The sequence below is a fragment of the Aquitalea sp. ASV11 genome, from assembly GCF_016429185.1.
In the GTDB taxonomy this organism is placed as follows: Bacteria; Pseudomonadota; Gammaproteobacteria; order Burkholderiales; family Chromobacteriaceae; genus Aquitalea; species Aquitalea pelogenes.
Window position 1 is genome coordinate 81,445 of the sequence record NZ_JAELUD010000005.1, and the last position, 25,600, is coordinate 107,044.

Here is a 25,600-nt window from a genome sequence, read left to right on the forward strand (position 1 = left end):
TGGCAGGAAGGGTAGGGCAATACTCCCGCCGCAGCGGGCGGGAGCGGATAAGGCTTACTGGCGCTGTGCGGCGCGCTTGTGCCGCCAGAACTCGATGATGGCGGGCAGGAAGGACACAAAAATGATGCCGAAGATCAGCAGTTCCAGGTTCTTGCGCACGAAGGGCAGGTTGCCAAAGAAGTAACCGGCGTAGCAGAAACCGGCCACCCACAATACCGCACCGGCCACGTTGTACACGGTGAACTGGCGGTAGCCCATGCTGCCGATGCCGGCCACAAACGGCGCGAAGGTGCGGATGATGGGCACGAAGCGGGTGAAGATGATGGTCTTGCCGCCGTGACGATCGTAAAAGGCGTGCGTCTTGGCCAGGTATTCCGGCTTGATCAGGCGCGGAAAGCGTTGCAGCAGCCGTGCGCCCAGCAGTTTGCCGATGGTGTAGTTGACGGTATTGCCCAGGATGCCGGCCACGGTCAGCAGCAGCACCAGCATGTGAACGTCCATCTTGCCCATGGCGGCCAGCGCACCGGCGACAAACAACAGCGAGTCACCCGGCAGGAAGGGCGTCACCACCAGGCCGGTTTCGCAAAAGATGATCAGGAACAGGATGGCGTAGATCCATACGCCGTACTGGGCCACCAGCTGGGCCAGATGGACGTCGATGTGCAGGATGAAGTCGAGCAGAAAAGTGATGGCTTCCATGGGACACCGGTTTGTTCTGTGGGGGATGAAAAACTGGCCGGACAAGCCGGCCAGTCATGACAGCAGATGCAGGGTCAGGCTCAGACCACCGCTTCTTCTTTCGGTTTGGTCGGCTTGATCATGTGCTCGCGGCTGACACCCAGCCACAGCGCGATTGGGCTGGCCACCAGTACCGACGAGTAAATGCCGAACACGATGCCGATGGTCAGTGCCATGGCAAAGCCGTGCAGTGCCGGGCCGCCGAATACCAGCATGGACACCACCATCATCTCGGTAGAAAAGTGGGTGATGATGGTACGGCTCATGGTGGCGGTAATGGCATTGTCGATGATGCTGGCGGTGGTCTTGCCGCGCAGGCCAGGCTTGCGGAAGTTTTCACGGATACGGTCGAACACCACCACCGATTCGTTCACCGAGTAACCCAGCACCGCCAGTACGCCGGCCAGTACGGTCAGCGAGAATTCCCAGCGGAAGAAGGCAAAGCAGCCAAGGATGATCACCACGTCGTGCATGTTGGCGATGATGGCCGACACGGCAAAGCGCCATTCAAAGCGCAGGGCCAGGTAAGCCATGATGCCCAGACACACCAGAATGGCAGCGGTCAGGCCGTGGGAAACCAGCTCCTCACCCACGCTCGGGCCGACAAAGTCCACCTTGCGCAGCTGTACGGTGCCGTCCTTGGCTTTCAGCAGGCCCATCACCTTTTCCGACAGCTGGGCAGATGTGGTGCCCGGCTTGTTCGGCAGGCGAATCATCACGTCGCTACTGCTGCCCAGGCTTTGCACGGTGGCTTCGCCCAGCTTGAGGCTGTCCACGGTATCGCGGATCAGGTTCAGGTCGGCCGACTGCTGGTACTGCACTTCCAGCACGGTACCACCGGTGAATTCAACACTGTAGTTGAGCCCGCGGGTCGCCAGAAAGAACACGGCAAGAATGAAGGTGACCAGCGAAATTGTCGTGGTCAACCTGCCGTAGCTCATGAACGGGATGTCCCGTTTGATGCGGAAAAGCTCCATTATCTGTCCCGTCCTTATTTCTCAGGTTTCCACACCTGGCCAATGGCCAGCGAGGTCAGTTTGCGACGGCGGCCGTACCACAGGTTCACCAGACCGCGCGATACCAGTACGGCGGAGAACATGGAAGTCATAATGCCGATGCAGTGCACCACGGCAAAACCACGCACCGGGCCAGTACCGAAAATCAGCAGGGCCAGACCGGCAATCAGCGTGGTGACGTTGGAGTCCAGAATGGTTGCCCAGGCGTGGCCATAACCGGCCTGGATGGCCGAGTGAGGTGGTACGCCGTTGCGCAGCTCTTCACGGATACGCTCGTTGATCAGCACGTTGGCATCAATCGCCATACCCAGCGCCAGCGCAATGGCGGCAATGCCGGGCAGGGTGAGCGTGGCCTGCAGGATGGACAGGATGGCCAGCAGCAGGAACACGTTGACCGCCAGCGAGATGGCGGAGAACACGCCAAACACGCCGTAGTAGATCACCATGAACACCGCGATGGCAGCAAAGCCCCACAGAGTGGAGTGGAAGCCCTTCTCGATGTTTTCCTTGCCCAGGCTCGGGCCGACGGTACGCTCTTCGATGATGTTCATCGGCGCGGCCAGCGAACCGGCGCGCAGCAACAGGGCGGTGTCATTGGCTTCTGCCGGGTTCATGCTGCCGGAGATCTGCACGCGGCCACCGCCGATTTCCGAGCGGATGACCGGTGCAGTCACCACTTCGGCACGGCCTTTTTCCACCAGGATCATCGCCATGCGCTTGCCGATGTTTTCCGCCGTTACCTGACGGAAGATGGAAGCGCCGGTGGAGTCCAGATTGATGTGTACTGCCGGAGCACCGTTTTCATCAAAGCCCGCTTGCGCATCGTTGATGTTGTCGCCGGTCAGTTCCACGTCCTTCTTCACCAGAATCTTGCTGTCACCATGCGAGGTGGCCTCGTCCAGCAGGTCGTAGCCAGCCGGAATATTGCCGGCCAGTGCATCGCTGACCTTGCCCTGGTCGTCTTCCACCATGCGTACTTCCAGCGTGGCAGTACGGCCGATGATGTCCTTGGCACGGGCGGTATCCTGAATACCCGGCAGTTCCACCACGATGCGGTTGGGGCCGGCCTGCTGGATGATGGGCTCGGACGTGCCCAGTTCGTTCACCCGGTTGTGCAGGGTGGAGATGTTCTGCTTGACTGCATCGCTCTGGATCTTGGTGACTTCTTCCGGCTTCAGCGTGGCGGTCAGCTTGTAATTGGCATCGTCGCTGTTCAGCACCAGGGTGGGCAGGGTGCGGCTTACCACAGCCTGCGCGGCCTTCAGGGTGTCGGCATCACGCAGCTGCACTTCCAACACATTGCCATTGCGCTTGATGGTGCCGTAGCGCACTTGCTTGTTCTTCAGCTCGCGGCGGATGTCGCCAGCGTAGCGTTCCATGGTCTTGTCGATGGCAGCCTGCATGTCAACCTGCAGCAGGAAGTGCACGCCACCGCGCAAGTCCAGGCCCAGGAACATGGGGTAGGCCTTCAGGTCGGCCAGCCACTGTGGCGATGCCGGCAGCAGGTTCAGCGCAATGATGTAGCTGTCACCCAGCGCACGCTGGATGGCGTCCCGCGCCTTGATCTGGGTGTCGGCGTCCTTGAAGCGGATCTTCAGGCTGCTGCCGTCCAGATAAAGACCATCCGGGCTGATGTTCTGGGCTTTCAGAGCCTCTTCCACGCGGCCCATCAGGGCGGTGTCCACCGGAATGGACTGGCGGGTGCTGGAGACCTGTACCGCAGGAGTCTCGCCGTAGAAGTTGGGCAGCGTGTAGATCGTGGCAATGATCAGGGCTACCGCAATGACGAGGTATTTCCAGAGAGGATAGCGGTTCATGAGTGATATCGGAGGTAGGAAACGAAACTGGCCGTCACCCGTTATTACCGGGCTGACGGCCGTCCTGGGGAATTACAGGGACTTCAGCGTGCCCTTTTCCACCTTGCCGGTAACGGCCGGGCGCTGCACATTGATTTCCACGCCATTGGCGATCTCCAGGGTCAGGAACTGTTCGCCGGCTTTTACCACGCGGCCCAGAACACCACCCTGGGTAATGACTTCGTCACCCTTCTGGATTTCCGACAACATCTTCTGGTGCTCTTTCATTTTCTTCTGCTGCGGACGAACCATCAGGAACCAGAACAGAACGAAAATGACGATCATGGGCAGGAAAGACATGATGTCGAAACCGGCCGGTGCGGCACCGGCGGCGAAAGCTTTATCGATGAAGGGCATTGTTTGCTCCCTTGTTATTTAGGTGTTGTTGATACAAACCGGCCATTGTAGCCACGCTATGTGGGTTTTTCCAACCGTCGGGCATGTCTGACCTGTTCGTGACAGGGGCGGTTCCCCTTGTCAGGCGACGCCGCGCGCACGTTTGGCAGCGAATTCCAGGCGGAAATCCTCAAAGCGGTCTTCTTCGATCGCCTTGCGCATTTCACGCATCAGTTCCTGGTAGTAGTAAAGATTGTGGATGGTGTTCAGGCGGGCACCCAGGATTTCACCCACGCGGTGCAGGTGGTGCAGATAGGCGCGGCTGAAATTGCGGCAGGCGTAGCAGCCGCATTCTTCGTCCAGCGGCTTCTTGTCATCCTTGTAGCGCGCGTTCTTGATCTTCACATCGCCGTACTGGGTGAAGATCCAGCCGTTGCGCGCATTGCGGGTGGGCATCACGCAGTCGAACATGTCGATGCCGTTGGCCACGCCGTGCACCAGGTCCTCCGGTGTGCCCACGCCCATCAGGTAGTGCGGCTTGTCGGCCGGCAGCATGCCGTTCAGCTCGTTCAGCATGCGGTACATTTCCGGCTTGGGTTCGCCCACCGACAGCCCGCCGATGGCGTAACCATCAAAGCCTACCTGCAGCAGGCCTTCCAGCGACTCCTGACGCAAGTCGGTATACAGATTGCCCTGCACGATGCCGAACAGGGCATTGGGATTTTTCAGGTCGTCAAACGCACGGCGCGAGCGCTCAGCCCAGCGCAAGCTCATCTGTAGCGATTTCTGCGCGGTGGCATGATCCACCTGGCCCGGCGTGCATTCATCCAGCTGCATCACGATGTCCGAATTGAGCACGGTCTGGATTTTCATCGAGATTTCCGGGCTCAAAAACAGCTTGTTGCCGTTGATCGGGCTCTGGAAGGTGCAGCCTTCCTCGGTCAGCTTGCGCATGTCGGCCAGGCTGAATACCTGAAAGCCGCCCGAGTCGGTCAGAATGGGTTTGTCCCAGCCGATGAATTCGTGCAGGCCGCCAAACTGCTCGATCACCTCCAGACCCGGACGCAGCCACAGGTGGAAGGTATTGCCCAGAATGATCTGCGCGCCGATGTCGTTCAGCTCCACCGGGCTCATGGCCTTGACCGAGCCATAGGTGCCCACGGGCTGGAAAACCGGGGTTTCCACTGTGCCGTGGTTGAGTTCCAGTGTGCCGCGCCGCGCGCCGCCAGATGTCTTGTGTACGGTAAACTTCAGCATGGGGTGTATTTGTTATGCAAAATCAGCGCGCTAGTATACAGCAAGCGGAGGGCCCTGTTGCTTAAGCAGGGAAAATCCCCGCAGAGGTGTCAATGGACGTGGCAGCGGAGGCTGGCCGGGTGCTTATGGCCGGGCGGCCTTTGCAGTAGCCGGTCTTGCGGATTCGTGCGGTCAGGGGCTTGCATTTTCGCGGCCAGGCCTTTAGTATTGCCAACTCGACGACAGGCACGTAGCTCAGCTGGTTAGAGCACCACCTTGACATGGTGGGGGTCGTTGGTTCGAGTCCAATCGTGCCTACCAATACACAGCATGGAGTTATCCCAGGTGAAAAACTGGCGAACTACCACAACCCGACATTCTCACGCTAGCTGAGCCTTGCGGGTTGTACCATGCAAAAAAAGAGCGGCTCAGGCCGCTCTTTTTTTTTACCCTTCGTAACGATATTACGCCCTGTTTGGAGTTGACATGCCTGACATTCGCCTGCCTGACGGCTCGGTTCGATCCTTCGACAAGCCGGTAACGGTTCATGAAGTTGCTGCGTCCATCGGTACCGGTCTGGCGCGTGCTGCGCTGGCAGGTCGCGTCGATGGCGTGCTGGTGGATACCTCGTACAGCATCGATCGCGATGCCGATCTGGCCATCGTGACCGACAAGGATGCCGATGGCCTTGGCATCATCCGCCACTCCACCGCCCACTTGCTGGCTTATGCGGTGAAGGAGCTGTTCCCGGAGGCGCAAGTCACCATCGGGCCGGAAATCGAAAACGGTTTCTACTACGACTTTGCCTACAAGCGCCCGTTTACCCCGGAAGACCTGACGGCCATCGAAAAGAAGATGAGCGAACTGGCCAAGAAGGATATTCCGGTTGAGCGCTACGAACTGCCGCGTGATGAGGCCATTGCTTACTTCAAGAGCATTGGCGAAGCCTACAAGGCCGAGATCATCGAATCCATTCCGCAGGGTGAGGTGCTGAGCCTGTACCGCGAAGGCGAGTTCACCGACCTGTGTCGTGGCCCGCACGTGCCGTCCACCGGCAAGCTGAAGGTGTTCAAGCTGATGAAGGTAGCCGGTGCTTACTGGCGCGGTGACAGCAAGAACGAAATGCTGCAGCGTATCTACGGTACGGCCTGGGCCAAGAAGGAAGACCTGGAAGCCTACCTGTACATGCTGGAAGAGGCGGAAAAGCGCGACCACCGCAAGCTGGGTGTGCAGCTGGACCTGTTCCACTTGCAGGACGAGGCACCGGGCATGGTGTTCTGGCATCCCAAGGGCTGGCAGCTGTGGCAGAACGTCGAGCAATACATGCGCGGCAAGCTGGTGAAAGAGGGCTATCAGGAAGTCCGCACGCCGATGATGATGGATGTGGAATTGTGGAAGAAGTCGGGTCACTGGCAGAACTACAAGGAAAACATGTTCATTACCGAGTCGGAAAAGCGCGACTACGCCGTCAAGCCGATGAACTGTCCGGGCCATATCCAGATTTTCAACAGCGGCCTGCGTTCCTATCGTGACCTGCCGCTGCGCTATGCCGAGTTTGGTTCCTGTCACCGTAACGAGCCGGGCGGTGCACTGCACGGCATCATGCGCGTGCGTGGATTCGTGCAGGATGATGGCCATATTTTCTGCACCGAAGACCAGATCAACCAGGAAGCCAAGGCGTTTCACCAGCTGGTGATGGAGGTTTACGAGCGCTTTGGTTTCGACAAGGTGTCGATCAAGCTGGCGCTGCGTCCAGAAAAGCGCCTGGGTGCGGAAGAAACCTGGGACAAGGCCGAGCAGGGCATGCGCGAAGCGCTGCAAGCTTGTGGCGTGGCCTGGGAAGAGTTGCCGGGCGAGGGTGCCTTCTACGGGCCGAAGATCGAATACCACGTCAAGGATGCGCTGGGTCGCTCCTGGCAATGTGGTACCCTGCAGCTGGACTTCATGCTGCCGGAAAGTCTGGGCGCTGAATATGTGGCTGATGACAACAGCCGCAAACGTCCGGTGATGTTGCACCGTGCGGCACTGGGTTCGCTGGAGCGCTTCCTGGGTATTCTGATCGAAAACCACGCAGGCGCCTTCCCGCTGTGGCTGTCCCCGGTGCAGATGGTGGTGATGAATATCACCGAAGCGCAGGCGGATTATGCTGCACAAATCGCTGAAGCATTGAAGAAACAAGGCTTCCGCGTCGATCTTGACTTGAGAAACGAGAAGATCGGCTATAAAATCCGCGAGCACAGTCTGCAAAAGCTGCCGTACCAGATTATCGTGGGCGACAAGGAAAAAGCAGGCGAACTGGTTGCCGTGCGCGCCCGTGGTGAAGACCTGGGTCAGCTCACGCTGGATGCATTCATTGCCCGCCTCAAGGCTGAGATGCCCGAGGCCTGATCCGGCAACGGCAGGCATTTGATAGATTAATAGGAGATTTGGCTATAGCTCAGGAACGCGAAGCACGGATCAACGGCGAGATTACCGCTCGCGAGATTCGTCTGGTAGGCATGGAAGGTGAGCAGATTGGTGTTGTCAGTCTGCGTGAAGCAATGGCACTGGCCGAGGAAAATGATGTGGATCTGGTGGAAATTTCCCCGACTGCTCAGCCTCCGGTCTGCAAACTGATGGACTACGGCAAGTTCAAGTACGAACAGTCGAAGAAGCGTCACGAAGCCAAGCTCAAGCAAAAGCAGGTCCAGATCAAGGAAATCAAGTTCCGTCCGGGCACTGACGATGGCGATTACAACGTCAAGCTGCGTAACCTGATCCGTTTCCTTAATGATGGCGACAAGGCCAAGATCACCCTGCGTTTCCGTGGTCGTGAAATGGCTCACCAGGATATCGGCCTGGCGCTGCTCAAGCGCGTTGAAGCCGATTTGGCGGAAATTGCGACAGTCGAGCAGTTTCCCAAGCTGGAAGGTCGTCAAATGGTGATGATGATTGCCCCGAAAAAGAAATAATCGGGTATAATCTTCTCCTCGATACGGCAGGGTCTACCCTGCCGTGTTGATTTTGTAGGGCGGTAACGCCCTGCGCAAAAGCGTGACGCAGCGGTTTCAAGTACCTTCGGGTCACCCTGTGTCTAATCTAACTCAGAAATTCTGCAGGAGTTTTCCATGCCGAAAATGAAGACCAAGTCGAGCGCGAAAAAGCGTCTCAACGTGCTGGGCAATGGCGGTGTAAAGCGCTCTTATGCGTTCAAGCGTCACATCCTGACCAAGAAAACCACCAAGAACAAGCGCCAGTTGCGCGGTACCACCATGGTACACGCCACCAACATGGCTTCTGTTCGCGCCATGATGCCCTACGCATAAGGAGACTGAATAATGCCACGCGTTAAACGCGGTGTAACCGCACGTGCTCGTCACAAGAAAATCCTTGCCCTGGCGAAAGGCTATCGCGGCCGTCGCAAGAACGTCTATCGCATCGCCAAACAGGCGGTGATGAAAGCCGGTCAATATGCCTACCGCGACCGTCGTCAGAAAAAGCGTCAGTTCCGTCAGCTGTGGATTGCCCGTATCAACGCCGCTGCGCGTGAAAACGGTCTGCCGTACAGCAAATTCATGAACGGCCTGAAAAAAGCTGCCATCGAAATCGACCGTAAGGTCCTGGCCGACCTGGCCGTGTTCGACAAGGCTGCCTTTGCTCAGATCGTTGAAAAGGCGAAAGCTAGCCTCGCTTGATAGCAAGACTGTAAAAGGGGAGGCTGATGCCTCCCTTTTTTTTCATTTGCCTGTAGTAAAGATGTTGCAAGAGCGTTGACCAGACTGCCATGAGTGTGGTCAGCCTTTTTGTTCCGGTCTGCCGGTTGGTGCAGGGTGCCGCTGATGTCATGCAACGGTTGCCACATCGCCGGCCGACAGGCCGGAAAGACGCATACGGTGTGAGACCCAATGACTAACGTTGACGCGATTCTCCAAGCTGGTCTGGCTGCCGTCGAGGCAGTGTCCGACCTCATCGAACTGGAGCAGGTCAAGGCGCGCTATCTCGGCAAGAGCGGCGAGCTGACCGAACTCCTCAAACAATTGGGCAAGCTTCCTCCCGAGGAGCGCAAGGCTGCCGGTGCCACCATCAATGTGGCCAAGCAGGCTTTCGAGACCGCCCACAATGCCCGCCGTGACCTGATCAATGCGCAGAAACTGGAAGCCCAGCTGGCGGCCGAGTCGCTGGATGTAACCCTGCCAGGCCGTGGCTTGTCCACTGGTGGCCTGCATCCGGTGGCGCTGACACTGGAGCGTATTGCCACCCTGTTCCGTTCCATGGGTTTCCAGGTGGCGGACGGTCCGGAAATCGAAACCGATTTCCACAACTTCCAGGCCCTGAACATTCCGGAAAACCACCCGGCCCGCGCCATGGCCGATACCTTCTATGTAGAAGGTGGTGATGTGCTGCGTACCCATACCAGCCCGATCCAGGTGCGTTACATGCTGAACAACGAGCCGCCGATCAAGATCGTGGCTCCTGGTCGGGTATACCGCGTGGACTCCGATGCCACTCACTCCCCGATGTTCCACCAGATGGAAGGCCTGTGGGTGGAAGAGGGCGTGTCCTTTGCTGACCTCAAAGCCGTGGTGACTGATTTCCTGCGCCGCTTCTTCGAGCGTGATGATCTGCAAGTGCGCTTCCGTCCGTCCTTCTTCCCCTTCACCGAGCCGTCCGCCGAAATCGACGTGCTGGGCGAGCGTGGCTGGCTGGAAGTGGGGGGCTGCGGCATGGTCCACCCCAATGTGCTGCGCAATGTGAATATCGATCCGGAAAAGTACAGCGGTTTTGCCTTTGGCATCGGTCTGGACCGTTTCGCCATGCTGCGTTACGGCGTGAATGACCTGCGACTGTTCTTTGAGAACGATCTCAACTTCCTCAAACAGTTCAATTAAGCGCAGGCAGGGATAAACAATGCAATTCTCCGAACAATGGCTGAGAAACTGGGTTAATCCTTCCCTTTCCAGCGAGGAACTGTCCTACCTGCTGACCATGGCCGGTCTGGAAGTGGAAGAAACCACCGCTGCGGCACCAGCGTTTACCGGCGTGGTGATTGGCGAGGTCAAGGAATGCGTCAAGCACGAAAACGCTGACCGCCTGCGCGTGACCAAGGTGGATGTCGGTACCGGTGAGCTGGTACAGATTGTCTGTGGTGCCCCGAACGTGGCCGTAGGTGTGCGCGTACCGTGCGCGCTGCCAGGCGCGGTATTGCCGGGCGACTTCAAGATCAAGCCCACCAAGATGCGTGGCGTGGAATCCGGCGGCATGCTGTGTTCCGGCAAGGAACTGGGCGTACCGGAAGATGTGGATGGCCTGATGCTGCTGCCGGCTGATGCGCCTGTAGGCCAGAACATCCGCGATTATCTGGGTCTGGATGATCAGCTGTTCACGCTGAAAATTACCCCCAATCGTGCTGACTGCCTGTCGATCAAGGGTATCGCCCGTGAAGTGGCTGCCCTGACCGGTGCTGCACTTCAGCCGCAAGCCATCAGCACTGTTGTGCCGCAAATCGACGATGTGGTGCCGGTTGCCATCGCCGCCCCGCAAGCCTGCGGTCGCTATATCGGTCGCGTGATTCGCAATGTCAACGCCGCTGCGCCGACCCCGGACTGGATGAAGCGCCGTCTGGAGCGTTCCGGCCTGCGTTCCATTTCCGCCATCGTTGATGTCACCAATTATGTGCTACTGGAACAAGGTCAGCCGATGCACGCCTTTGATCTGGCCAAGCTGAGCGGTGGTATCACCGTGCGCATGGCCAAGGCTGGCGAGCAGCTGCTGTGCCTGAACGAGAAAACCGTCACTCTTGCCGAAGACAATCTGGTGATTGCCGATGACGCCAAGGTGCTGGCCATTGCCGGCATCATGGGTGGCGAGGAAAGCGGTGTCACCACCGCCAGCACTGACATCATGCTGGAAAGTGCCTTCTTTGCCCCGGCAGCCATTGCCGGCAAGGCCCGCGCCTGGGGGTTCGGTTCCGACTCTTCCTTCCGTTTCGAGCGCGGCGTGGATTTCGAGCTGCAACGCGACGCCATGGAACGAGCCACCGAACTGGTGCTGTCCATCTGTGGTGGCGAAGCCGGCCCGCTCAACGAGCAAGTTGCCGAACTGCCGGTCCGCAAGGGCGTGAAAGTACGCACTGCGCGTGTAGCACGCCTGCTGGGTATTACCCTGTCGACCGAGCAGATCGCCACTATCCTCACCCGTCTGGGTCTGGTGTTCGATACGCTGGAAGACGGTTTCCTGGTGCATGCCCCTTCCTTCCGCTACGACATCGAGATCGAAGAAGACCTGATCGAAGAAGTGGCCCGCGTACATGGTTACGATGCCATTCCCTACGAAGCACCGGCTGCTCGCTTGCGCATGCTGGCGCTGCCGGAAGAGCGTCGCCCGCGTGAAGACATCCGCCATTTCCTGGCTGGCCGTGACTATCAGGAAGTGGTCAGTTACGCCTTTGTCGAGGAAGCCTGGGAGCGTGACTTTGCCGGTAATGCCGACCCGGTACGCCTGATCAACCCGATTGCCTCGCAAATGAGCGTGATGCGCTCGTCGCTGATTGGTGGTCTGGTCAATGTGCTGCAAGGCAACCTCAACCGCAAACAGCCGCGCGTGCGGGTGTTTGAAGTCGCCCGCGTATTTGGCAAGAATGCTGCCGGCAAGGCCGACGAAACCACCCAGCCGGAAAAAGTGGCCGGTTTGGCATGGGGGCCGCGTGTTGCCGAGCAATGGGGTGCGAAGGCCGAGCGCATCGATTTTTACGATGTGAAAGCCGATGTGGAAGCCCTGCTGCTGCCAGCCCAAGCCAGCTTTGCCAAAGCCGCTCACCCGGCCTTCCATCCTGGCCGTTGTGCTGAAATCAGCCTGAATGGCAAGGTGATTGGCGTGATGGGCGAGCTGCATCCCAAGTGGGCGCAGCAGTATGGCCTGCCAACGCCACCGGTGCTGTTTGAGCTGGACTTGGCCGCTGTCGAACAGCGCAACGCCATCAAGGCCCAGCCGGTCAGCAAATTGCAGCCGGTACGCCGCGATCTGGCGCTGGTGGTTGACGAGCAGGTAACGGTTGCTGCTATGCTGGACACCTTCCGTCAGCATGCATCCGTGCTGGTGAAGGAAGTTGCCTTGTTTGATGTCTATCGTGGCAAGGGTGTGGAAGAGGGCAAGAAGAGCCTGGCTTTCCGTGTGGTGTTGCAGGATGATGCCCGCACCCTGACCGACGAAGATGTCGAGCCAGCCATCCAGGCGCTGCTGGATGCTGTTGCAAGCGCGCATGCAGCCCAGTTGCGCCTGTAAGCCATTATTGCCGGAAGGCGTGGCATAATGTCCGCCTTCCATATTTGCATTCAAGAAGTTAAGGGGTAGTCATGACTTTGACCAAGGCTGAGTTGGCCGACCTGTTGTTTGACCAGGTAGGTCTGAACAAGCGTGAAGCCAAGGACATGGTTGAAACGTTTTTCGAGGAAATCCGTATCGCACTGGAAGCTGGCGATTCGGTAAAGCTGTCCGGATTTGGCAATTTCCAGCTGCGTGACAAGCCGCAACGTCCGGGCCGCAATCCCAAGACCGGGGAAGAGATTCCCATCACGGCACGCCGCGTGGTGACCTTCCACGCCAGTCAGAAACTCAAAGGAATGGTTGAGCAATACCATGCTAACAAGCAAGGCTGATTTGCCGGCAATCCCGTCCAAGCGCTACTTCACCATTAGCGAAGTGAGCGAACTGACCGGGGTGAAGCCGCATGTGCTGCGTTACTGGGAGCAGGAATTCTCCCAGTTGCGCCTGGTCAAGCGTCGTGGCAACCGTCGCTATTACCAGCACCACGAGGTATTGCTGGTGCGGCGTATTCGCGGCTTGCTTTACGATGACGGTTTCACCATTCAGGGTGCGCGTCAGCGCTTGGGTGCGGGCGGAGAAATGGAGCGCCCGATTACCGCTCAGGAAGTCCGTACCGAATTGGAAGCCATTCTGAATTGGTTGGATTCAGGTGTTGGCAAAAACTAAATAAACAGTTACAATGTGTTTCTCTTGAGTCGGGGTGTAGCGCAGCCTGGTAGCGCACCTGCATGGGGTGCAGGGGGTCGGAAGTTCGAATCTTCTCACCCCGACCACAAGAACAAAAGCAGTACACATTTCATTAAAGCCACCAAATCATGGTGGCTTTTTTGTTGCCTGTAATAATGTACTGCCTGTCATTGGTTATTCACCATCGGATACAAAAACGAAAGCCACCCGAAGTCGGGTGGCTCTTTTCATGGGCGTGCAGCCAATAGGCCGCGGCAAGATTATTGATTCAGTCCTGGCCATCCCCATCAAATATTTTCCGGATACAGGTCAGACAATGTGGCTGGTATGTTCAGCCGAATCAGAATGCGCTCTTGATCTTTTGCCAAACGGTTTTTTCTTTGTTTACCTTGCAGTATTCATCAACCTCCGGGCGAATTTTTTCGACATCGGCAATCACTTCAGCGGCGCTGACCTTGCCATTTTTGTGTTTGCTGATTTCGTAGCCAATAATGACCGGTTTGTCGGTTTCCTTGAGCACGAGATATTCGTTGCAGGTAATGGTGTATTTGCCACTCGACTTGCTGCCCGAGGCATTATGTTTGCTTGCATTGCCAGATGCAGCGGCAAATGCAGAACTGCTCATCAATGCGACCAGGATCATGATTTTCAGTTTTGCAGACATGCTTGATTCCTTAATGGAGTTGATTCCCGAAAAATGAAAATGCTTCGGGTTTGGCCATCCTCCAGTGATGCATTTCCCCGGTCAAGGCAAGCTGGTATGGATATTTCGTTTGTAACTGATGAGTTTTCCTGATCGCGCCAAGATTAGTCAGTGGGTATGGTAATAAAATATCTATATGTTTGAATTCATTGCCATTATTTGTATGGAATCAGCAGCGTGATGTGCGTGGTTTGATGGTGTGCCTGCTGCTTTGGCTGCTACGGGATACGGAGGTGACATCAGCAGCAAGTGCAGTGGATGGATTATCCACCCAAAACCGGGCCGGCCTTGATGACGGCCTGAGTGCGGCTGCTGACCTCCAGCTTGCGCAAGATGGCCGATACATGTGCCTTGACGGTACTTTCCGCAATATTCAATTCAATCGCCACAATCTTGTTGGGTTTGCCGGCAATGATGGCATCCAGTACGCAACGCTCTTGCTTTGTCAGGCTGGCAATGCGGCTGCGCATGGCTTGTTGTTCCACGGACAGGGGCAATGGAGTGAGGCTGTTGGTGTCGTGTCCGGCCAATTGTGCTGGCTGGTAGATTTCCCCGTCTTCGGCAATGCGTCGCACTGCATCCGCCATTTGCTGCCGTGGCGTGGATTTGGGAATGAAACCACACACGCCCAGTTGCAAGGCGGCGGCGACCACTTCACTGCGTTCATCCGCCGACACAATCACCAGCGGCACGACCGGTGCGCTTTCCCGCAACAGGGCTATGCCTTGCAGCCCGTGCATGCCCGGCATGTTAAGGTCCAAAAGTGCCAGCTCAAGCGTGTCATCATGAATGGCGGCCTGGACTTCTGCCAGTGATGTGCACTCGATCAACTGCACCGAACGGCCAAATGCATCCAGCACAACATCTTTCAATGCTTCGCGAAACAGTGGATGATCATCGGCGATCAGAATACTCATTTCCATCACGACCCCAACTTGTGAGTAAAGCTGCCTGATTCGGCCAGCGAACAAGACTATAGCCTGAAATGTACAATGCTGGCAGCATGGCCTTGGCGACGGGAGTGGATTGCATTCTGGTGAACTGCCACCTCTTGCCCTTGCCAGCCAGTGAATGCCGGCTGGAGCGGCGGGTGAGGCCGGCACGCCAGAATGTATGGCCGGTATGGCTGTGCAAACGCTGTCTGCCATACATCCTGCCAGTGTTGGTGATGGCTGACCATGCAACAAAAGTAGAAGCCAGCGCAGACTGGCTGACACAGAACAGGGTTGCCCAGCCATCTGCGCAGCCCGGTGGAGACAAGATGAAGCAGTCTTCGGTACTGCTGGGTAGCACCCAGCAGCAAGATCCGGCGCAAGCCGCGGCAGAACTGTTCGAGCAGTTGCATCAGCCATCACTGGCCCTGGTGCTGTTGTTCATCTCCCCAGCCTACGACCTTTCCTTGCTGGCCCCTGCCTTGCAACAGCATTTCGGCGCTGCCCTGGTTGTCGGCTGTACCACGGCGGGCGAGATCGGTTGCCATGGGTATCAGCAGGGCAGTATCAGCGGAGTCAGTTTTGCCGAGCCCGACTTCTTTGCCGTTGCAGCCAGACTGGAGCGGCTGCATGACTTCGAACTGGCGGATGCCTTTGAAGCGGTGATGACGGCCCGGCATGAGCTGGCGCGAAAGAGCGGTTCTGCGATAGATCGCAACAGCTTTGCCCTGATGCTGATAGATGGCCTCGCGGCATGTGAGGAACGGGTGGCCAGCCGGCTTTCTTCTGCGCTGGGGCATATCCCGCTCTTGGGTGGGTCGGCCGGTGACAATATGCGCTTCGAAAATACCGCAATATTGCTGGATGGTCGTTTCCATACCCAGGCAGCTGCCTTTGTCATGGTGGCCAGTCGGCATCCGTTCGAAATGTTCAAGTCCGAGCACGCTGCACGCAGCGGTGAGCGCATGGTGATCACCGAGGCTGATGCCGATAGCCGGCTGGTTACCGAGATCAATGCCGAGCCGGCAGCAGTAGAGTACTGTCGTACTCTGGGCCTGGACCCCGAGCAACTGGATGCCAATACCTTTGCCGCACATCCACTGGTATTGCAAGTGGGTGGCGTGCCGTATGTGCGCTCCATCCAGCGGGTGAACCCGGATTTGTCCTTGTCCTTCTTTTGCAGTGTGGATGAGGGCGTGGTGCTGTCGGGCACACAGGCGCAAGACCTAGTGGCCAGCCTGGACAAAACCTTTGCCCGGGTACGCAGCCAGTTGGGACCATTGCAGGTGGTGCTGGGATGTGACTGCGTATTGCGCCGCATCATGATCAGCAATACCGCTGCACAAAGCCGGCTCTCCAGCCTGCTGGTGCAGAACCGGGTAGTGGGCTTCAATACCTATGGCGAGCAGTTCAATGCCATGCATGTCAACCAGACCTTCACCGGCATCGCCATCGGCTATGCCGGACATCAGGGCGCGCTGCATCAGGGGTAATCATGGAACCGGCTGTCGATCTCTCCCGGGCAGATTCAGCCACGCTGCTGCAATACGTCGAGCAGCTGGAAAAGGACAATGCCAAACTGCGCAAGATCAATAACGCATTGATTTACCGCGTGGAAAGCGGCATGGCCGACAATGGCAATTCCTTTACCATTTTCCAGGTGTCTGCCGAGCTGGAAAAGCGCATTCAGGAGCGTACTCACGCGCTGGAACGCGCCATCAACGACCTGAAGACCAGCAATATCGCACTGGAAGAGGCGCGGCTGGCCGCAGAGCAGGCCAATAACCGTCTGGGCGTGGCGGTGGACACCATTGCCGACGGTTTTGCCCAGTGGGACCAGCACGACCGCCTGGTGCGCTTCAACCAGCGCATTGTCGAGTTGCTGCCGGTACTGCGCGGGCATGTCCGCACCGGCATGCACTTTGCCGAATATCTGGATCATCTGGCCGAATCCGGCGCCGTGCTGGATGCCATGGGCCAGGCCGACGCGTGGCGCGCATTGCGCCGCAACCAGCACCGCGACTGCAACGGCAGCTATCTGGAGCCATTGAGCGATGGCCGCTGTCTGCGCATCAGTGAACGGGCGACGGCCGATGGTGGCCGGGTAGCCATTTATACCGACATCAGCGAAATCAAGCGCCAGGAACAACTGTTGCGTCAGCAAGACCAGGCCGCGCATCGCCAATTGCTGGCCGCCACCGTCAACAGTCTGCGTCAGGGGATTGCCGTATTCGACCAGCATTCACAGCTGCTGGCCTGGAATCATCGTTTTTGCGAACTGGCGGGTTTGCACCCGGCCACCCTGTCCATTGGCCATGCCTTGCCGGAAGATGCCGAAATTCCGCTGCTTTGCCCGATCAGTGGCAGTTACGAAGTAGAGACTTGCCACGGACTGGTGCTGGAGATCGAATCCTGTCCGATGCCCAATGCCGGCTTCGTGATTACCTGCAGCGATGTCACCGCGCGCAAGCATGACGAGCGGGCGCTGCGTGAAAGCGAATCCAAGCTCCGGCTGATTACCGATGCCTTGCCGGCATTGATTTCCTATGTCGACAAAGACCAGGTTTACCGCTTTACCAACAAGGGCTATGAAGACTGGTTTGGCAAGCCGGTCAACGAGATCAACGGCCATACCCTGCGTGAAGTGCTGGGGCCTGACTTGTACGACCCGCGCCGCCATTTTGTCGAGCAGGCGCTGGCAGGTGTTTCCTCCGTCTTTGAACTCAAGATGCCTGCACCCAAGCGTTCGGTCGAATATGCCCAGGCGGCGTTCATTCCTCACATTGGCGAGGACGGTGCAGTGCATGGCTTTTATGCGCTGATCCAGGACATCACCCAAACCCGGCGTGCCGAGCAGGTGCTGCAGCAAGCCAAGGAAGAACTGGAACTGAGCGTGACGGCACGTACCGTAGAATTGCGTGATGCCAATACCCAGTTGCGCGCCGCCATCGTGGCAGCGGAAGAGGCCAATCTCAGTAAAACGCGGTTTTTTGCCGCTGCCAGTCACGACCTGCTACAGCCGCTGAATGCTGCGCGCCTGTTTGTCGCCAGCCTGGCCGAGCGTGAAGGCAGTGCCGACAGCATGCGGCTGGCGCAACATGCCGCCAGTTCGCTGGAAGCCGTGGACGACCTGATCAACACCCTGCTGGAACTGTCCCGCATTGATGCCGGGGCCTTGCAAATCACCCCCAGTCACTTTCATCTGGACCAGTTGCTGCGCCAGCTGAGCATCGAGTTCAGCCCGCTGGTGGCAGAACGAGGCCTGAAACTGCGTTGCCACCCCTTGCCGGTGGTGGTGCACAGCGACTGGGTGCTGCTGGGGCGCATCCTGCGCAACTTCCTCAGCAATGCCCTGCGCTATAGCGAGCAAGGCAGTTTGCTGCTGGGGGCCCGCCGGGTGCGCGACGGCGTGCTGGTGGGCGTGTGGGATCAGGGGCAGGGTATTCCGGCCGGCAAATTGTCGCTGGTGTTTGAGGAATTCCAGCGGCTGGCCGAACACAGTGGCATGTGCAGCAAGGGCCTGGGCCTGGGGCTGGCCATCGTCAAGCGCCTGGCCACCCGTCTGCAGCACCGGCTGGTGGTGCAGTCCCATTATGGGCGCGGCTCCTTCTTCGGCATTGTCCTGCCTTATGGTCAGGCTGAGGCTGTCAGCCTGTTTCCGCGTCAGCAAGAGCGGGTTGCTTCACCGGGCCCATCGGAATTGCAGGGTCTGTCGGTGCTGCTGATTGATAACGAACCGGCCATCCTGGCTGGCATGAGCACCTTGCTGTCGGGTTGGGGTTGCCTGCCGCTGGTAGCGGCCAATACCGAACAGGCGGTGTCCTTGTTGGGCCAGCTCAGCCGTACGCCCGACGTGATTCTGGCGGACTATCACCTGGACAACGAAGAACGCGGCCCGCAAGCCATACTGGCCTTGTACGCAGCCTTGGGGCAGCGCATACCTGCAGCCATCATCACCGCGGACAGAACGCCGGAAGTTGCTGCCGAGATTGCGGCAGAAAGCTGGGCCATCCTGACCAAACCGGTACGTCCGGCACGACTGCGCGCACTGATCGGTCATCTGGGGCGGCTGGCGCAGTCCGGTGCTGACTGACCTGACTGCCGGGGCGGAGCCCGGGTTTCTAAGACCAAAGTCGAATAGAGCAGGGCGAGACAATTTCGCACAATGACCTGGCTGCCGGTAGACACGCCGGCACTCCGATTCTAATAGCCAGGAGGCAACGTCATGTATCAGCAAGCACTCGCCGCAATCAGCAAGAAAGTTCCGCTGAAATCCCGCTACGAAAACTTCATCGGTGGCCGCTGGGTGGCTCCGGTTCAAGGCCAGTACTTCACCAATATCAGCCCGATCGACGGCAAGCCGCTGTGTGACATTGCCCGCTCTACCGCTGCTGATATCGAACTGGCGCTGGATGCTGCACATGCCGCTGCAGATCGCTGGGGTCGCACTGCGCCGGCCGTGCGTGCCAATGTGCTGCTGAAAATTGCCGACCGCCTGGAAGAATACCTGCCGTTCCTGGCGCTGGTGGAAACCCTGGACAACGGCAAGCCCATCCGTGAAACCAACGCTGCCGACCTGCCGCTGGCAGTCGACCACTTCCGCTATTTCGCCTCCTGCCTGCGTGCGCAGGAGGGCTCGCTGTCCGAGATCGACGACGACACCGTGGCCTACCATTTCCACGAGCCGCTGGGCGTAGTGGGGCAGATCATTCCGTGGAACTTCCCCTTGCTGATGGCCGCCTGGAAGCTGGCTCCGGCACTGGCCGCCGGTAACTGCATCGTGCTCAAGCCGGCCGAACAAACTCCGATGGCCATTCTGGTGCTGATGGAAGTGATTGCCGACCTGTTGCCGGATGGCGTGCTCAATGTGGTGAACGGCTTTGGTGTGGAAGCCGGCAAACCGCTGGCCACCAACCCGCGTATCGCCAAAGTGGCCTTTACCGGCGAAACCGGTACTGGCCGCCTGATCATGCAGTACGCTGCCGAAAACATCATCCCGGTGACGCTGGAACTGGGTGGCAAGTCGCCCAATATCTTCTTCGAAGACATCATGCGCGAAGACGATGACTTCTTCGACAAGGCACTGGAAGGTTTTGCCATGTTTGCCCTGAACCAGGGTGAGGTATGTACCTGCCCGTCACGTGTGCTGGTGCAGGAATCCATCTACGATGCCTTCATGGAACGCGCCGTGGCCCGCGTCAAGACCATCAAGCAGGGCAATCCGCTGGACATGTCCACCATGATCGGTGCGCAAGCTTCGCGTGAGCAGCTGGACAAGATCCTGTCCTACATCGACATCGGTCGTGCCGAAGGTGCCCAGGTGCTGACTGGTGGTGGTCAGGCCCATCTCGGTGGTGCGCTGTCCGAGGGCTTCTATGTGCAGCCGACCATCCTGGCGGGCCACAACAAGATGCGTGTATTCCAGGAAGAAATCTTTGGCCCGGTTGTTGCCGTGACTTCCTTCAAGGACAAGGAAGAAGCCCTGCACATTGCCAATGACAGCGCCTTTGGCCTGGGGGCTGGTGTGTGGACCCGCGACGGCAATACCGCCTACCGCATGGGCCGCGAGATCAAGGCCGGTCGTGTCTGGACCAACTGCTACCACCTCTACCCGGCACACGCTGCCTTTGGTGGTTACAAGAAGTCCGGTATCGGTCGCGAAACCCACAAGATGATGCTCGATCACTACCAGCAAACCAAGAACCTGCTGGTGAGCTACAGCCCGAAAGCCCTGGGCTTCTTCTAAGCGGCGGGTTTACTCCGCCAGGGCCGACGGTGTGGTGCGCTGTGCCGCACCGTCGGTTTGCAAACAGTTCATTTCACGGTCATCACCTGTAACTGGTGGTGACCGTGTGCAAGCAGCGGTCCTCCTTGGGGGTGGCGCGAGCCGCTCTCGCTTTGGCGCCGCCGGTTTTTCACAAAGGGGTGACATGATTTCCCGCGTCAACATGACAGAGCGTGCTGCGGAACTATTGTCGGTGTTGTGCCAACGCCATGGTTCCTTGCTGTTCCATCAGTCTGGTGGGTGTTGTGATGGCAGTGCGCCACTGTGTTTTACCCAGCAGGAATTCCGTGTTGGCGATCATGACATTCTGCTGGGAGAAATCGGCGGCTGCCCTTTTTACATCAGCGAATTCCTGTACGGTTATTGGCAGAACTGTCAACTCACCATCGATGCCCTGCCCGGACGCAGCAGCAGCTTTTCGCTGGAAGGGAGCGAAGGCATGCGCTTTGTCACCCTGTCGCGATTGTTCAGCGACGAAGAACTGGCGGAACTCGCCCGGCAATAAAGCCAGCCAGGCGCTTGGCAGGCTAAGGGTGGTCTAGTCATCAACTGCAAGCATGCAGACAAAACAAAACCCCCGACCGGGGGTTTTTTCATTTCCGGCCAGGAAAAATCCTTTGCCGGCCTTGTCTGGCATTAAAATGACCGCAGTTTCAGGAGGCGTCCAGATAGTCGTAGCCGGCCCAGTCCAGTGCGTAACCGTTTCCATGCCGCTTGAGATTGATGGGCTTGAGCAGGCCGTGCTGCTGCATATAGCGCAGATGCTCCTGAATGATGCTCTCGTTGACCTCATTCCCCATCTCGCGGCGCATGGCTGTCATGATCTGCTGTTCATCCAGATACTGAACCTGACGTGTGCGCAGGATGCGCAATATACGGAAAATCAATAATTCGTTGCGAGGCATTGGTGTATATCATGTTGCAGCGATCTTTCATTTATCTGACATTTTTATTGCCTTCGTCAAGAAAGATGACAGATATGTTTCATACAGGAGTATTCAATGGCAACACAACGACCCGATTCCCCATGCATTGCACGCTGTACAACTGCGGTTGGTGACAATGTTTGTCGAGGATGTGGCCGTAGCTTTGCCGAAATTTCCAACTGGTGCTTCATGGACGGCACCGAGCGCGAGCAAGTATGGCAAACCCTGCCACAGCGCATGCCCTTGCTGGAAATTGCCGAACGTCTGGGCGTGCTGCTGGACTTGCAAGTGCAGGATGGTCAGGAGTGGGGCGTATTGCGACTGGATGGCCGTATCCTGATGTTGCGGATGAGTGCGGGGCAATTGCAGCTGCGCTTGCCGGACGGGAGGGGACTGCCCCTTACCCTGGAGCAAGGGCTGGACGGGGTATTGGCGCAACTTTCCCAGTATGTAGCATTAGCAAATTAGCATAAATAGGAAGACTGACGGATGGCTCAGGATAGTTCACTGCCCGCATTTTGGGATCAGCGCTATGAACAAGGCGTAACGCCATGGGAGGGTGCGGCTGGCGATGAGCAGATGCGGCAGTTTTTTGCCGGGCTGGCACCTGACAGCAAGGTACTGCTGCCTGGCTGTGGCAGTGCGGCCGACGTCCCCTGGTTATTGTCGGCAGGTATGCAGGTGGATGCGATTGATTTCAGCCACGAGGCGGTCAAGCGTGCGCGTCAGGCTTTGCAGGGCAGTACCGCACGGTTGTGGCAGGCCGATTTCTTTGCCCTGCAAGCCGATGCACACTATGACGCCATTTTCGAGCGTGCTTTCTTGTGTGCCTTGCCACCCAGGCTGTGGGAGAGCTATACCCATAAGGTCAGTCAACTGTTGCGACCCGGAGGTTTTCTGGCGGGAGTGTTTTTTCTGGCAGACAAGCCCAAAGGCCCGCCCTACGGAACCAGTCTGGCGGATTTGCACCAGCGGCTGGATCCATCCTTCAGCTTGCTGACATGCCAGCCCGTGGCGGCAGCCATACCTGTTTTCGCCGGGAAAGAGTACTGGATGGTGTGGCAACGGCTAGCAAACTGAGTTTGCTTGCTGCTAAATTGATCAGTTTTTGTGTTGATAGTTTTAAATTGTTTTGACGCGAATGGTAATGCTTCTTGATTGCTATCAGGTTTATCCTAAATTTGATTGGTTAATTCACTAAATTCGGGTAAAAATGTAGCGCCCGCTTTAAACATATAACAAGCAATAGCAGCAGGTTGTAAGGAGAGAGCATGGAGTGGTTCTGGCGCGTCTATACCCTGATCGAGAAAACATTTTTCTTTACCCTGACCCGGAAGCTGTGCAGTTTCTTTTTTCTGAGTCTGTTCCAGCTGATCATGGTGGTTTACGTCTATCTGGTGCTGACTGGCATTCGCAGCCAGCTGGCCGGTTCCGGTATCAATGCGGCCAATCTGGCGCAGATACAGTCCAGTATTGATGGTGCCATTTTCTGGTCATCGGCACTGTGGCTGGCCGGTTTCGTCTTCATCAGTTTCATGGTCTGGTATTTGCGCTATCTGATTGTGCGTCCGCTCAAGATGATTATCGGCATTTTCAATGAAATAGGTGCCGGTGAGGGCGATTTGTCACGGGATATTCCCACCGTCACGCATGACGAAATCCGCGAAGTTTCGATTTCCTATAATCGCTTCCAGCTGAAAATGCGCGAAATCATCAGCAATGTGCGGCTGATGACAGTACGCATTGCCATGGATTCGGCACGTACCCGCAAGAATGTCAGCGAATCGCTGGGCAGTGCAGTACGCCAGGACGAGTTTGCCACACGGGTACGCGATGCCAGTGATCAGACCACTACCGGCATCAATCAAGTTACCGGGCAGACGCAATCCATTTCAGCCTCTACCTTGTCCAATCTGGATGTGGCTCGCGAGTCATATGACGAACTGAAAACCGTGGCGGACCGTATTTACGACATCAGTCAGAAGGTGGGGCATTTCAACCAGACGGTTGAGGACCTGAGTCAGCGCTCGGCCAGTATCAAAACCATTGTTGACCTGATCAAGGATATTTCCGATCAAACCAATCTGCTGGCGCTGAATGCCGCCATCGAAGCTGCGCGTGCAGGTGAAACCGGCCGTGGTTTTGCCGTGGTTGCCGATGAGGTGCGCAAACTTGCGGAAAAGGTGAAGAACGCCACCGATGAGATTTCCAGCAATATTGATGGCATGCTGGGCCTGGTTTCCGATACCCAGGTTGAAACCAATGAAATCACCACGGACACGCACAAGGCACGGGAGGTGGTATCACGTGCCTCGCAACATTTCGGCCGCATGATGGGCGATTTTGAAACCACGGCCAGCAGTCTGACCCAGATTGCCGGCACCATGGAAGATTTTGCCGAAACCAACCGGCAGGTGAATCGCCATGTATCGGAGATTCATGGCCTGGGCCAACTGGTGACAGAGCGACTGAATCATACCGAGCATGTGGCAGACGAACTGTCCGGTGTGGCAGAGCAAGTGCAGGAAATGGTGTCGCGCTTCATCATCGGTGAAGGTGAGTTCGACCGCATGATCAGCCTCGCGCGCAAGCAGCGTGATGTGCTGCAGGACATCCTGCTGCAGCAGCTGAAGTCTGGTGTGGATGTCTTCGACAAGCGCTACCAGCAGATTCCCGGCAGCAAGCCGCCCAAATACCATACCGCCTACGACGAAAAGCTGGCAGGCCTGGTGCAACCGCATTACGACGCCCTGGTACGGGATGTTGTCGGCGGACGCTTCTGCTTGCTGGTGGATGGCAATGGCTATGCCCCGACGCATAACAGCTGGTATAGCCAGGCGGTGACGGGTGATGAAGAGAAAGACCTGGTCAACAGTCGTGACAAGCGCATTTTCTCCGACCCGGCAGGGCTGAAATCGGCGCACAACACCCAGCCCTTCCTGCTGCACACCTATATGCGTGATACCGGTGAAATCCTGTCCGAACTGACGTTGCCGGTTTATCTGGATGGGCGTCACTGGGGAGCATTGCGGCTGGGGTTTGATCCCAGCAGCTTGCTGGAAGCGGCTGGTTTGAAGAGCAAGAACAAGCGCTGAATCAGCGTGCAGCAAAAACAAAAGAGGCCTCAAGAGGCCTCTTTTCGCTTGTTTGCCGATGCGTGGCATCAATCCAGCTGTGATGTGCAGCAGGGGCAGCGGGTGGCCTTCAGGGGCACGCTGGACAGACAGTAGCGGCATTCCTTGGTGGCGGGTGCGGCCGGGGCTTCTGCCGGTGCTTCGCGTTTGAGCCTGTTGATGGCCTTGACCAGCATGAAGATGGCAAAGGCGACAATGGTAAAGCTGACCAGAGAGTTGATGAACAAGCCGATATTCATGGTGACGGCACCAGCCTGTTTGGCGGCAGCGACCGAGGCATAAGGTCCGGCCTGTTTGACGCCTTCCTTGAGAACCAGGAACAGATTGGCAAAATCGACATTCCCGACCAGAAGACCGATAGGCGGCATGATCACGTCATCAACCAGCGATTTGACGATGGAACCAAAAGCACCACCAATCACCACACCGACGGCCAGATCGATCACATTACCTTTAACGGCAAATTCCTTGAATTCCTTCAGAATGGACATGGCTGATCCTTTAGTTTTTGTTTAATACAGTGTTAACCAAACGCTATTTTAGCATGAATATGCCGATATGTTGTGTGGCATATTCTTGCACCATCATGAGCGGATCTGTCAAAGCACAAAGAAAATACAGGAATCATGGCGAAGTCAAAACAAAAAACCCGCTTTATAAAAAGCGGGCTTCTGCTTGAATAGGGTGGCTCCCCGAGCAGGGCTCGAACCTGCGACCTGCGGATTAACAGTCCGTCGCTCTACCGACTGAGCTATCAGGGAATTGAATGCATTGCTGGGTGGCTCCCCGAGCAGCTGTCTCTTATACACATCTAAAAAAATTTTTTTTGGGGGGGGGGGGGGGGGGGGGGGGGGGGGGGGGGGGGGGGGGGGGGGGGGGGGGGGGGGGGGGGGGGGGGGGGGGGGGGGGGGGGGGGGGGGGGGGGGGGGGGGGGGGGGGGGGGGGGGGG

Annotated in this window: 25 protein-coding genes and 3 tRNA genes; 18 read left to right on the forward strand and 10 right to left on the reverse strand. The window is 57.5% G+C overall.

The genetic code is table 11. The features are described from left to right. Positions 1-54: 54 nt before the first annotated feature. From JHD62_RS03345 to tgt, 5 genes are all read right to left on the reverse strand, one after another. The gene (locus JHD62_RS03345) at positions 55-699 is read right to left on the reverse strand and encodes a DedA family protein (protein WP_045845179.1); all 645 of its coding nucleotides are present in this window, start codon (positions 697-699) and stop codon (positions 55-57) included. Positions 700-779: 80 nt separating this feature from the next. Continuing rightward, positions 780-1,715 carry a protein translocase subunit SecF gene (gene secF, locus JHD62_RS03350; RefSeq protein WP_199101763.1) on the reverse strand — a complete coding sequence of 312 codons (936 nt, stop codon included), beginning with the start codon at positions 1,713-1,715 and terminating at the stop codon, positions 780-782. 14 nt (positions 1,716-1,729) lie between these two features. Further along, positions 1,730-3,571 (reverse strand): protein translocase subunit SecD, encoded by a 1,842-nt coding sequence (secD, locus tag JHD62_RS03355; protein WP_199101764.1) that lies wholly within the window; start codon positions 3,569-3,571, stop codon positions 1,730-1,732. A gap of 72 nt (positions 3,572-3,643) precedes the next feature. Next, a complete protein-coding gene (gene yajC, locus JHD62_RS03360; protein WP_045845176.1) occupies positions 3,644-3,967 on the reverse strand; it encodes a preprotein translocase subunit YajC in 324 nt (107 codons plus the stop codon). A gap of 120 nt (positions 3,968-4,087) precedes the next feature. Then, on the reverse strand, positions 4,088-5,203 hold the full coding sequence (tgt, locus tag JHD62_RS03365) for a tRNA guanosine(34) transglycosylase Tgt (RefSeq protein WP_045845175.1): 1,116 nt from the start codon (positions 5,201-5,203) through the stop codon (positions 4,088-4,090). Between the two features lie 223 nt (positions 5,204-5,426). Here tgt and JHD62_RS03370 point away from each other — a divergent pair. The 10 genes from JHD62_RS03370 to JHD62_RS03415 all read left to right on the forward strand — a co-directional run bounded on the left by JHD62_RS03370 (position 5,427) and on the right by JHD62_RS03415 (position 13,257). Continuing rightward, a tRNA-Val gene (locus JHD62_RS03370) sits at positions 5,427-5,503 on the forward strand. A gap of 165 nt (positions 5,504-5,668) precedes the next feature. Continuing rightward, positions 5,669-7,570: a threonine--tRNA ligase gene (gene thrS / locus JHD62_RS03375; protein WP_199101765.1), complete on the forward strand. Its 1,902-nt coding sequence runs from the start codon at positions 5,669-5,671 to the stop codon at positions 7,568-7,570. A gap of 38 nt (positions 7,571-7,608) precedes the next feature. Continuing rightward, a complete protein-coding gene (gene infC / locus JHD62_RS03380) occupies positions 7,609-8,133 on the forward strand; it encodes a translation initiation factor IF-3 (RefSeq protein WP_082086295.1) in 525 nt (174 codons plus the stop codon). Positions 8,134-8,289: 156 nt separating this feature from the next. Further along, positions 8,290-8,487, forward strand: coding sequence for a 50S ribosomal protein L35 (rpmI, locus tag JHD62_RS03385; protein ID WP_045845173.1), 198 nt, complete (start codon positions 8,290-8,292; stop codon positions 8,485-8,487). A 12-nt stretch (positions 8,488-8,499) separates the two neighbouring features. Next, positions 8,500-8,856 carry a 50S ribosomal protein L20 gene (rplT, locus tag JHD62_RS03390; protein WP_045845172.1) on the forward strand — a complete coding sequence of 119 codons (357 nt, stop codon included), beginning with the start codon at positions 8,500-8,502 and terminating at the stop codon, positions 8,854-8,856. Between the two features lie 210 nt (positions 8,857-9,066). Further along, positions 9,067-10,050 (forward strand): phenylalanine--tRNA ligase subunit alpha, encoded by a 984-nt coding sequence (pheS, locus tag JHD62_RS03395; protein ID WP_045845171.1) that lies wholly within the window; start codon positions 9,067-9,069, stop codon positions 10,048-10,050. A gap of 19 nt (positions 10,051-10,069) precedes the next feature. Then, complete coding sequence (gene pheT / locus JHD62_RS03400; RefSeq protein ID WP_199101766.1) at positions 10,070-12,442, forward strand: phenylalanine--tRNA ligase subunit beta; 2,373 nt, start codon at positions 10,070-10,072, stop codon at positions 12,440-12,442. Between the two features lie 71 nt (positions 12,443-12,513). Further along, entirely contained in the window at positions 12,514-12,816 is a 303-nt protein-coding gene (locus JHD62_RS03405; RefSeq protein WP_045845169.1) for an integration host factor subunit alpha, read from the forward strand. Further along, positions 12,797-13,150: a MerR family transcriptional regulator gene (locus JHD62_RS03410; RefSeq protein WP_045845168.1), complete on the forward strand. Its 354-nt coding sequence runs from the start codon at positions 12,797-12,799 to the stop codon at positions 13,148-13,150. The genes JHD62_RS03405 and JHD62_RS03410 overlap by 20 nt, the downstream gene beginning before the upstream one ends. 30 nt (positions 13,151-13,180) lie before the next feature. Beyond that, a tRNA-Pro gene (locus JHD62_RS03415) sits at positions 13,181-13,257 on the forward strand. A 254-nt stretch (positions 13,258-13,511) separates the two neighbouring features. Here JHD62_RS03415 and JHD62_RS03420 read toward each other — a convergent pair. Together JHD62_RS03420 and JHD62_RS03425 are read right to left on the reverse strand one after the other, a co-directional pair. Further along, positions 13,512-13,835, reverse strand: a complete 324-nt coding sequence (locus JHD62_RS03420) for an HdeA/HdeB family chaperone (RefSeq protein ID WP_199101767.1) — start codon at positions 13,833-13,835, stop codon at positions 13,512-13,514. A 302-nt stretch (positions 13,836-14,137) separates the two neighbouring features. After that, positions 14,138-14,791: a response regulator transcription factor gene (locus JHD62_RS03425; RefSeq protein ID WP_231588788.1), complete on the reverse strand. Its 654-nt coding sequence runs from the start codon at positions 14,789-14,791 to the stop codon at positions 14,138-14,140. 344 nt (positions 14,792-15,135) lie between these two features. Here JHD62_RS03425 and nosP point away from each other — a divergent pair, with 344 nt between their 5' ends. From nosP to JHD62_RS03445, 4 genes are all read left to right on the forward strand, one after another. Next, positions 15,136-16,299, forward strand: coding sequence for a nitric oxide-sensing protein NosP (gene nosP / locus JHD62_RS03430; RefSeq protein ID WP_199101768.1), 1,164 nt, complete (start codon positions 15,136-15,138; stop codon positions 16,297-16,299). Positions 16,300-16,301: 2 nt separating this feature from the next. Further along, complete coding sequence (locus tag JHD62_RS03435) at positions 16,302-18,899, forward strand: PAS domain-containing hybrid sensor histidine kinase/response regulator (RefSeq protein ID WP_199101769.1); 2,598 nt, start codon at positions 16,302-16,304, stop codon at positions 18,897-18,899. 132 nt (positions 18,900-19,031) lie between these two features. Continuing rightward, entirely contained in the window at positions 19,032-20,552 is a 1,521-nt protein-coding gene (gene adh / locus JHD62_RS03440) for an aldehyde dehydrogenase (RefSeq protein WP_199101770.1), read from the forward strand. Between the two features lie 184 nt (positions 20,553-20,736). Continuing rightward, a complete protein-coding gene (locus tag JHD62_RS03445) occupies positions 20,737-21,096 on the forward strand; it encodes a DUF779 domain-containing protein (protein WP_199101771.1) in 360 nt (119 codons plus the stop codon). A gap of 148 nt (positions 21,097-21,244) precedes the next feature. Here JHD62_RS03445 and JHD62_RS03450 read toward each other — a convergent pair whose 3' ends face one another. Continuing rightward, positions 21,245-21,496, reverse strand: a complete 252-nt coding sequence (locus JHD62_RS03450; RefSeq protein ID WP_199101772.1) for a hypothetical protein — start codon at positions 21,494-21,496, stop codon at positions 21,245-21,247. Positions 21,497-21,592: 96 nt separating this feature from the next. Between JHD62_RS03450 and JHD62_RS03455 the strand changes: the two genes are divergently transcribed. The 3 genes from JHD62_RS03455 (at position 21,593) to JHD62_RS03465 (ending at position 24,612) form a co-directional block, all read left to right on the forward strand. Further along, on the forward strand, positions 21,593-21,985 hold the full coding sequence (locus tag JHD62_RS03455) for a DUF1289 domain-containing protein (RefSeq protein WP_199101773.1): 393 nt from the start codon (positions 21,593-21,595) through the stop codon (positions 21,983-21,985). A 21-nt stretch (positions 21,986-22,006) separates the two neighbouring features. Beyond that, on the forward strand, positions 22,007-22,597 hold the full coding sequence (locus JHD62_RS03460; protein WP_199101774.1) for a methyltransferase domain-containing protein: 591 nt from the start codon (positions 22,007-22,009) through the stop codon (positions 22,595-22,597). Between the two features lie 191 nt (positions 22,598-22,788). Then, entirely contained in the window at positions 22,789-24,612 is a 1,824-nt protein-coding gene (locus tag JHD62_RS03465) for a methyl-accepting chemotaxis protein (protein WP_199101775.1), read from the forward strand. A gap of 68 nt (positions 24,613-24,680) precedes the next feature. On the opposite strand, the gene mscL is transcribed toward JHD62_RS03465, so the two are convergent. Both mscL and JHD62_RS03475 read right to left on the reverse strand, forming a co-directional pair. Further along, entirely contained in the window at positions 24,681-25,142 is a 462-nt protein-coding gene (gene mscL, locus JHD62_RS03470; RefSeq protein ID WP_045845158.1) for a large conductance mechanosensitive channel protein MscL, read from the reverse strand. 194 nt (positions 25,143-25,336) lie between these two features. Further along, a tRNA-Asn gene (locus tag JHD62_RS03475) sits at positions 25,337-25,412 on the reverse strand. 1 nt (position 25,413) lies between these two features. On the opposite strand from JHD62_RS03475, the gene JHD62_RS03480 reads away from it, so the two are divergent. After that, a partial coding sequence (locus JHD62_RS03480; RefSeq protein WP_199101776.1) for a hypothetical protein occupies positions 25,414-25,600 on the forward strand: 187 nt, incomplete at its 3' end.